The following is an 8,162-nucleotide window of genomic DNA, read 5'->3' on the forward strand; positions in this document are numbered from 1 at the left end:
TCCGTCCCGCTACCGCGAAAGGCAGATGCTTGGGTATCGGGGCACCGGCCAAGAGAGGTTAATCTGGGGATCCGAGGCGATCTCTAATTGATCTAATTGGCTATTGTCTGGTTATCGGCAGCTCAGCCTTGGAGCTCGGGATGGAACACCCCACCGCCAGCCTTTATTTGGTGGCTACCCCCATCGGCAACCGCGAAGACATCACCCTGCGGGCGCTGCGGGTTTTGCGGGAAGTGGACTGGGTGGCGGCAGAAGATACTCGCCACTCCGGCCAGCTTCTTAAACATTTTCAAATCTCCGCCCGCCTCATCAGCTATCACGAGCACAACGCTGCCCAACGGATCCCGCAACTCCTGAAGTATCTGTCGGCGGGCCAGTCGGTGGCCCTGATCAGCGATGCCGGCACCCCCGCCATTTCCGATCCGGGAGAAGAGTTGGTGCGCGCCTGCATTCAGGCCGGGATCCCGGTGATCCCTGTGCCGGGGCCGGTAGCTGCTGTTGCCGCCTTGACCGCTTCGGGCCTGCCTACAGGACGATTCGTGTTCGAGGGATTTTTGCCGCTTAAACCCAGTCAGCGACAGGCCCGCCTGCAACAGTTGGCCCAAGAAGAGCGCACCGTCGTTCTCTATGAAGCCCCCCATCGCCTGCGCCAAACTCTGCAGGATCTGCTGGATCACTGCGGCCCAGAGCGGCAGGTTGTGCTGGCGCGGGAGCTGACCAAGCTGTATGAGTCCTTCTGGCGGGGATCCCTGGCAGCAGCTCTGGAGCACTGCGCCGCCCAGCCGCCGCGGGGGGAGTTCACCCTCTTGCTTGAGGGATATGTGGGTGCCGTTCCCAGCCCTAACCCTGTCAGAGGCGGGACGGAGTCCTTGAATGGGCGGGGAGACAGTGAATCGGAAGCGGAAATTCGTCAAGAAATGGCCCGATTGCTGGCCGAAGGCCTGTCCCGGTCTGCAGCCAGCCGCCGGTTGGCCCAGCGTCTGCAGGGATCCCCCATCTGGACGCGGCGCCGCCTTTACAATCTATCCTTGCAGCTTGAGCCGCTCTCCAGTTCTGTGATTGCTGCGCAACGCTCTGGCGGAAAGGAGTCCTTTCCTGCGTGCGTCAGTTTCCAAGACGACGGCGAGACCGAGTCCTGAGGCGTTCGCGTTAGCGGGACGGAGTCCTATGGCACGGATTTTGTTGGTGGACGATGAAGTGGAGTTGGCCGATTCTCTGGCCCAGCAATTGAGGCGAGAGGGCTACACGGTGGACGTCGCCTACACAGGAGGGCGAGCCTGGGAACTGCTGCAAAAGACGGGATCCCTGCCCTACGATCTGCTGGTCTTGGATTGGATGTTGCCGGAGCTCTCTGGGCTTTCCCTCTGCCAGCGGGTGCGGCAGGTGGATTGCACCACCCCTATCCTGTTTCTGACGGCCAAAGATACCCTAGACGACCGGGTGGAAGGGCTGGATGCCGGGGCAGATGATTACCTGGTGAAGCCGTTTGAGCTGCGGGAACTGCTGGCGCGGGTGCGGGCCCTCTTGCGGCGAACCACAGGTACTGGAGAAGGGATCCCTCGCCTACAGATAGGGGATTTGGAGCTGGATCGGGAGAACCAGGTGGCCTACCGGCAGGGGCGGATGATCCACCTCTCCCAAAAAGAGTTTCGCCTGCTGGAGTACTTCATGACCCACCCCGGCCAGTTGCTCACCCACGACCAGATCTACGAGCAGGTGTGGGCCGGAGAGGATCCCCCCAGCAGCAACGTCTTGGCAGCCCAGGTGCGCCTGCTGCGGCGACGCCTCAGGTTGCCCGGGGCAGCAGAATTGATCCACGCCGTCTACGGCAAGGGCTATCGCTTCGGGCCTGTCGCCGGGGATCCCTAGCAGCCGTCCCACCTGTAGATAAAACCAAGGCTCCCCCGAAAAGAAGGAGCCCTGCCGGGTCTGGGGAGCGCTTTCAGTCAGCAATGCCACCAGGGCGTTCCCCCCTTCAACCCTGGGGAGCCCAGTCGCCGCGCTATCGGCAACTCCCCTCTCCTCCTGTGGGAAAGGGGCTGGGGGTGAGGGATCACTTGGACTTGAGCTTCTCGGCTTTCTCGATGGCCTCTTCGATGGTGCCCACCAAGTAGAAGGCTTGCTCCGGCAGATTGTCCAATTCCCCCGACAAAATGCGCTGGAAGCCCTTGATGGTGTCTGCCAATTTCACATACTTGCCGGGGGAGCCAGTGAATACCTCCGCCACGAAGAACGGCTGGGACAGGAAACGCTCGATGCGGCGGGCGCGGGCCACCACCAGCTTGTCCTCTTCCGACAGCTCGTCCAGCCCCAGGATGGCGATGATATCTTGCAGCTCTTTGTAGCGCTGCAGCGTTTGCTTCACTGCCCGGGCGGTGTTGTAGTGCTCTTCGCCCACAATGTCCGCCTGCAGGATGGTGGAAGAGGAATCCAGGGGATCCACCGCCGGATAGATACCCTTGGCTGCCAAGCTGCGGGACAATACCACCGTCGAGTCAAGGTGGGCAAAGGTGGTTGCTGGGGCCGGATCCGTCAAGTCGTCAGCAGGCACATACACCGCCTGCACCGAGGTGATGGATCCCTGCTTGGTAGAGGTGATGCGCTCTTGCAGGTTGCCCATTTCGGTAGCCAAGGTGGGCTGGTAACCCACCGCCGAGGGCATGCGGCCCAACAGCGCCGACACTTCCGACCCGGCCTGCACAAAGCGGAAGATATTGTCGATGAACAGCAGCACGTCCTGCTTGTTAACGTCGCGGAAGTACTCTGCCATGGTCAGGGCAGTCAGGCCAACCCGCATGCGGGCACCCGGTGGCTCGTTCATCTGGCCATAGACCAGCGCCACTTTGTCCAGCACACCGGATTCTTTCATCTCGTTGTAGAGGTCATTGCCCTCGCGGGTGCGCTCTCCCACGCCCGCAAACACCGATAGGCCAGAGTGCTCCTCGGCAATGTTGTGGATCAGCTCCTGGATGAGCACCGTCTTGCCCACGCCGGCGCCGCCAAACAGGCCCACCTTGCCCCCCTTTTTGAAGGGGGCCAGCAGGTCGATCACCTTGATGCCGGTTTCAAAGGGCTCTGGCTTAATCGTCAAATCGACAAGTGGAGGCGCACTGCGGTGGATGGGGGCAAATTCTTGGGCTTGAACGGGCTCTCCTTGGTCAACCGGCTCTCCCAGCACATTGAAAATGCGCCCCAGGGTGGGCTGCCCGACCGGCACAGTAATCGGAGCGCCCGTATCCACCACCGGCATGCCCCGCACCAGGCCGTCGGTCGAGGACATGGCCACCGCACGCACGCGGTTATCCCCCAAAAGCTGCTGCACCTCAAAGGTGACGTTAACCTTCAGGCCGCTTTCGGTTGTGCCCTCCACCTTGAGGGCATTGTAGATTTCGGGCAGCTTGCCGCTGGGAAACTCGGCGTCGATCACAGGCCCAATGACCTGAGTGATGTAGCCAACATTGGTGGCAGTAGCGGTGGCAGTAACCATGATTGAGGCTCAGCTCCTTGTGTGCTCAGTTATCGACTCAGCAATGCCGGGTGTAAATCATTATCATCATACAAATAAAGGGATCCCAGTTGCTGCCGCACTTTTGCCTGTCCAGCCTATGGGGGATCCCCGGCAGGGAGGGCTTTTCTTCGCTACCCTAGAGCTAGGTTAGAGAGGGGGATCGCCAGCGATGAGCCACTACGGAGGCCGTACCGCACAGCTCAGCTCCGTCAGGTTGGGAGGACGGCGTTCCCGCCCGCGTCGGGGCCGGGCCCTACAACTGGGGATCCTCGGCTTTTTGCTGGGGCTGGGGGCGATGGGGGCAGCCTGGTGGTACACCATTGGGCCGCGGCAGACGCTTTCCTTGTATTGGCTGACCAGTGCCGACAACTCCATTTACTATGTGCAGCAAGAGCGCACGGTTCGCGCCTTCGACGCTCAGGAAGCCATCCGCCTGGCCTTGGAGGAGCTGATTGCCGGCCCCCGGGATCCCCACCTCACCACGGCCATTCCCCCCCAGACGCGGGTGTTGGATGTGCGGGTGGAGGGCGACGATATTTTCCTCAACTTCTCCCCCGAATTCACGCAAGGGGGGGGATCCACGGCGATGATGAGCCGGATTGCGCAGGTGCTCTACACGGCCACCAGCCAAAACCCCGGCGCGCGGGTGTGGATCTCGGTGGAAGGCCGTGCCCTAGAAGTGCTGGGGGGAGAGGGGCTGATCCTGGATCAACCCCTGACACGGGCCTCGTTTGTGCCCAGCTTTCAGCTGCCAGCGGAGCCGGCAACCCCGAAGGACTCGGTCTCGCTGATGCAGTCGCCAAAGCATCGCGTAGCGATAACGGCCTCTTGAGGCGGAAACCATGAACTGGTTCCAGCGAGTGGGCAGCAGCTTTCTCCTGACCGGTCAGGTGATTCTGCATCTGATGCGGGGTCGTATCCATCGCCGCAACACCCTGGATCAGCTTTCGGCGGTAGGGCTGGAGTCGCTGCTGATTGTTCTGATTACGGCGGTGGTGATCAGCGGCGTTTTCACCATCCAGTTGGCGCGGGAGTTCATCAACTTTGGCGCTTCCTCCCTAATTGGGGGGGTTTTGGCGATCGCCCTTGCCCGCGAGCTGACACCGGTGGTGACGGCGGTGATCTTGGCCGGACGGGTGGGATCCGCCTTTGCCGCCGAGCTGGGCACCATGAAAGTCACGGAGCAGATCGACGCTTTGCTGTTGTTGCGCACCGATCCGGTGGATTATCTGGTGATCCCGCGGGTGCTGGCTGCGGGGCTGATGCTGCCGGTGCTCACCATCCTCTCCCTGCTGACGGGGCTGGTGGGGGGGATGATCATCTGCGCTTCGGCCTACAACATCTCTCCTGCAGTGTTTCTCAACTCGGCGCAAACCCTTCTGAGCTCCTGGGATTTGCTCGTCTGTTGTTTTAAGGCGATGGTGTTCGGGTCTTTGATCGCCATTGTTGGCTCCAACTGGGGCCTTTCCACCAGCGGGGGAGCCAAGGGGGTGGGTCGCTCCACCACCGATGCAGTGGTTACGGCGCTGCTGGGCGTGTTTGTCACCAACTTCCTTATTTCTTGGCTGTTGTTTCAGGGGCCGGGGAGCGCCCTCAGCCGCGCGTTGTAGCCACTTCTGCTGTCCCGTTAGCGTTGCGGGGCAATAGGGAGAGAGCTAGGATGGGATCCCCTTTCCCTTCAGCGGTGCAGAGCACTTTGCGAGTAGAATTTCAGATTTTCCGACAGTTGCCGCCGGAGCCGCCCCGCTGGCAGTCCTTCTGGCTGGAGACATCCCCTGGCGCCACCATTCTCGATTGCCTCAACCAGATCAAGTGGGAGCAGGATGGCAGCTTGGCCTTCCGCAAAAACTGCCGCAACACCATCTGTGGCAGTTGCGCCATGCGCATCAACGGTAGGGCAGCCTTGGCTTGTGGCCGACATGTGGGCGAAGAGCTGGATCCCCGCAGCCCCCAGCCGCAGCCTATTCGCATCGGCCCTCTGGGAAACCTGCCCGTTCTGCGGGATCTGGTGGTGGATATGCAGCCCTTCTGGAACGATCTCAGCCGGGTGGATCCCTTTGTCAGCACGGCGGGGCGACGCATCCCGGAGCGAGAATTTTTGCAGTTGCCTGCCGAACGGGAGCATCTCAACGCTGCCGGTGGCTGTATTCTCTGCGGAGCCTGCTATTCCGATTGCAATGCCAAAGAGGTGAACCCAGAGTTTGTCGGCCCCCATGCTCTGGCCAGAGCCAACCGCCTCGTCCAAGACAGCCGCGACAGCCAACGGGAACAACGCCTGCAGGCTCTGGATAGCTTGGCTGGTGTCTGGGGCTGTACCCGCTGCTGGAACTGCAACAGCGTCTGCCCGATGGGCGTGGCACCTCTGGATCAAATCACCGAACTCAAACAGGGGATCCTCTCCCGCCATGCAGACAAGACCGCTGCTCTGCCCACCGACCGTTCCCCATCGCACGCTGTTCGCGCTATTCGGACGGAGTCCTTGCCCATAGCCATCCGCCACCGCAAGACTCTGGTGCAACTGGTGCGCTCTGGTGGTTGGATAGATGAGCGCCGCTTTGCCCTGCAGGTGGTGGGCCGGGATCCCAAAGGGCTGCTCAGCTTGGTGCCTCTGGGGCTGCGCCTGTTGGTCAGGGGCAAATTTCCCTTTCGCTTCCAGCCCTCTGCAGGGGCGGCGACGGTACGGCGGCTTATCGACACGGTTAGGCAGGAAGGAAGGGATCCCCTCTAGGCTCCAGTTTTGAGGTTGTCTTGGCCGGAAATCAATCTGGCACTCAAAATCCGATCCCCCACTTTGATGTGGCGCAGCACCTCCGTTCCCTCGGTAACGTAGCCGAACACCGCATAGCGGCCATCCATGAGGTTTAACCCCGCCGGGGTGAGATCCGGCTCAGCCATAAAGATGAAGAACTGAGAAGAGGCGCTGTTGGGATCGTCGGGATAGCGGGCCATGGCCACCGTCCCTTCGGCGGAAAAGGGCAGAGCCGGTTCCACATCCCACAGGCCCATCTGATCAAAAGTCTGGCCGTAGCGGGGCATCACCTCACCTTTGGCGCGAATCTCCATGGGGATGGTGCGAACCTTGCCCGTGGCCGGATCCACATAGCCATCGGCAGGGCCAGGGGGATCCCCGGCCTGCGCCAGGAAGAAGGTCTCCACCCGGTCAAAGGTCAGGCCATCGTAGAAGCCCCGCTGCACCAGGTCGGCAAAGTTGCCGGCAGTGATGGGGGCGCTGTAGCCATCTAAGGTGATCACCATGCGCCCAGCGGTGGTGTTTAGCTCCACCTCTGCCCGCCCCAAGAGCTGAGGTTTGTCGGCATACTCAGCAGGCACTGTGTAGGGGAAAGCCCCCACCCAGTTGTTTTCGAGGGATCCCAACTCGTCCACTAGACGGTCGTAGGCAGCGCGGGCCTCTTCTTTGCCTTTGGATTTGCGCTCGCTGGCTTGGCCGATCACCCGCAACTGCTCCCGCAGCGCAGCCATCTGTTCAGAGGCTGGGGTCACCCGATCCGGAGGCAAGCTGGCCAGCAGGGAATCTCCATGGCGATCCAGAAGCCGCTCCACCTGGCGCACATCTCCCCGCACCGCTGACCAGCGGTTGTACTTCAGGTCGGTGTCGATTTTGGAGATGGCCTCATCAATTTCCAGCAGCTTCGTTTCCTGAATAGGCAACGCCCGCCGCAACAGGGTACGGGGATCCGTGATGGCATCCCCTTGGGGCAAAGCCAAGGCCGGGATCCCCCAGAGCGCCACCCCGCAGAGCAGAGCAGCTACGTAGAGGCCAATCCGGCAAAGGGATCCCCATTGCCAAAATCCTTGGGCACGCTGCGTCATGGTTCCTACCGACTGCAAAACCACTCCTGTCTCAGCCTGACATCCCACCGTCACAGGCGGCAAGCGCTGTCAAACCTCGATAGACATCTCCACGACTGGCTCACTCCACCTGGGGGAAAGCCGTCATCGCTACACGACGCTTTTGCGACCGCAATAGCGGGACCAACTTCTCCAAGGGCATGGCTACACGGCTCTCCTACCTAGGAACGGTGACCTCGAAACGGATGACCCCGGCTGAGCCAGAACTGCCTCCCCCCACGTTCACCACCACCACGCCGTTGGGGTTGCTGATGCCCCCACAAGCAGGAGGCACGGCCCCACCCGGCGGAATGAAGGATCCCCCTCCCCCTGTGCTCACCGACAGGCTGCCCGGCACATACTGCAAGCCAGGCGCCAGGGGATCGCACACCACAAAGGTGGAAGCGGGCGAGTCCAGCAGGAAGTAGATGGCAAACTGCACCCGCGCTCCTGGGCGCACCGGCAGGTTGATGGCCCCCTGCAGGAAGGTGCTGGCTCCGCCTGGCCAAGGGATCCCTGGGTTGTCGTTGGGGTCGGTGGGCTCGTCGAAGAATTCGGGGATAGGAGTTCCGTTGAGAGCGGTAATCCGCTTGACCAGTCGGATCCCTTCGCCGGGGGGTGCCGGGCTGGGGGTCGGGGTTGTACCTGGGCTCGGCGTTGGCGTGGGCGTTTCCGTCGGCGTCGGGGTTGGGGTGGGCGTTTCCTTCGGCGTCGGGGTTGGCGTGGGGGTTTCGGTGGGAGTAGGTTTAGTGGTGGTGGTTTCTTGAGTGGAATGTATTGAGTTTCTGTTATGTAAAGATTAGTG

Annotated in this window: 9 protein-coding genes; 6 read left to right on the forward strand and 3 right to left on the reverse strand. The window is 61.6% G+C overall.

Annotation, left to right across the window (positions count from 1 at the left end):
* The first annotated feature begins 140 nt into the window (after positions 1-140).
* Both rsmI and rppA read left to right on the forward strand, forming a co-directional pair.
* Entirely contained in the window at positions 141-1,139 is a 999-nt protein-coding gene (gene rsmI, locus NW842_RS09615; protein ID WP_414417928.1) for a 16S rRNA (cytidine(1402)-2'-O)-methyltransferase, read from the forward strand.
* Positions 1,140-1,167: 28 nt separating this feature from the next.
* A complete protein-coding gene (rppA, locus tag NW842_RS09620; protein WP_414417929.1) occupies positions 1,168-1,869 on the forward strand; it encodes a two-component system response regulator RppA in 702 nt (233 codons plus the stop codon).
* A 184-nt stretch (positions 1,870-2,053) separates the two neighbouring features.
* Here the strand turns inward: rppA and atpD are convergent, their stop codons facing one another.
* Positions 2,054-3,487, reverse strand: coding sequence for a F0F1 ATP synthase subunit beta (gene atpD, locus NW842_RS09625; RefSeq protein ID WP_011434062.1), 1,434 nt, complete (start codon positions 3,485-3,487; stop codon positions 2,054-2,056).
* A gap of 190 nt (positions 3,488-3,677) precedes the next feature.
* On the opposite strand from atpD, the gene NW842_RS09630 reads away from it, so the two are divergent.
* From NW842_RS09630 to NW842_RS09640, 3 genes are all read left to right on the forward strand, one after another.
* Positions 3,678-4,340: a GerMN domain-containing protein gene (locus NW842_RS09630; protein ID WP_414417930.1), complete on the forward strand. Its 663-nt coding sequence runs from the start codon at positions 3,678-3,680 to the stop codon at positions 4,338-4,340.
* A gap of 10 nt (positions 4,341-4,350) precedes the next feature.
* On the forward strand, positions 4,351-5,118 hold the full coding sequence (locus tag NW842_RS09635; protein ID WP_414400454.1) for an MlaE family lipid ABC transporter permease subunit: 768 nt from the start codon (positions 4,351-4,353) through the stop codon (positions 5,116-5,118).
* Between the two features lie 86 nt (positions 5,119-5,204).
* On the forward strand, positions 5,205-6,236 hold the full coding sequence (locus NW842_RS09640; protein WP_414417934.1) for a succinate dehydrogenase/fumarate reductase iron-sulfur subunit: 1,032 nt from the start codon (positions 5,205-5,207) through the stop codon (positions 6,234-6,236).
* Here the strand turns inward: NW842_RS09640 and NW842_RS09645 are convergent.
* Entirely contained in the window at positions 6,233-7,339 is a 1,107-nt protein-coding gene (locus tag NW842_RS09645) for a peptidylprolyl isomerase (RefSeq protein WP_414417931.1), read from the reverse strand. The two genes, NW842_RS09640 and NW842_RS09645, sit on opposite strands and share 4 nt — an antisense overlap.
* A gap of 196 nt (positions 7,340-7,535) precedes the next feature.
* On the reverse strand, positions 7,536-7,799 hold the full coding sequence (locus tag NW842_RS09650) for a hypothetical protein (RefSeq protein WP_414417932.1): 264 nt from the start codon (positions 7,797-7,799) through the stop codon (positions 7,536-7,538).
* Between the two features lie 130 nt (positions 7,800-7,929).
* On the opposite strand from NW842_RS09650, the gene NW842_RS09655 reads away from it, so the two are divergent.
* Positions 7,930-8,124 (forward strand): hypothetical protein, encoded by a 195-nt coding sequence (locus NW842_RS09655; RefSeq protein WP_414417933.1) that lies wholly within the window; start codon positions 7,930-7,932, stop codon positions 8,122-8,124.
* The last annotated feature ends 38 nt before the right edge of the window (positions 8,125-8,162 follow it).

The organism is Synechococcus sp. R55.4 (assembly GCF_047461935.1).
Lineage (GTDB): Bacteria > Cyanobacteriota > Cyanobacteriia > Thermostichales > Thermostichaceae > Thermostichus.

Coding starts and splice junctions, on each gene's coding strand:
- rsmI (WP_414417928.1), top strand. CDS start 141: ATGGAACACCCCACCGCCAGCCTTTATTTGGTGGCTACCCCCATCGGC.
- rppA (WP_414417929.1), top strand. CDS start 1,168: ATGGCACGGATTTTGTTGGTGGACGATGAAGTGGAGTTGGCCGATTCT.
- atpD (WP_011434062.1), bottom strand. CDS start 3,487: ATGGTTACTGCCACCGCTACTGCCACCAATGTTGGCTACATCACTCAG.
- NW842_RS09630 (WP_414417930.1), top strand. CDS start 3,678: ATGAGCCACTACGGAGGCCGTACCGCACAGCTCAGCTCCGTCAGGTTG.
- NW842_RS09635 (WP_414400454.1), top strand. CDS start 4,351: ATGAACTGGTTCCAGCGAGTGGGCAGCAGCTTTCTCCTGACCGGTCAG.
- NW842_RS09645 (WP_414417931.1), bottom strand. CDS start 7,339: ATGACGCAGCGTGCCCAAGGATTTTGGCAATGGGGATCCCTTTGCCGG.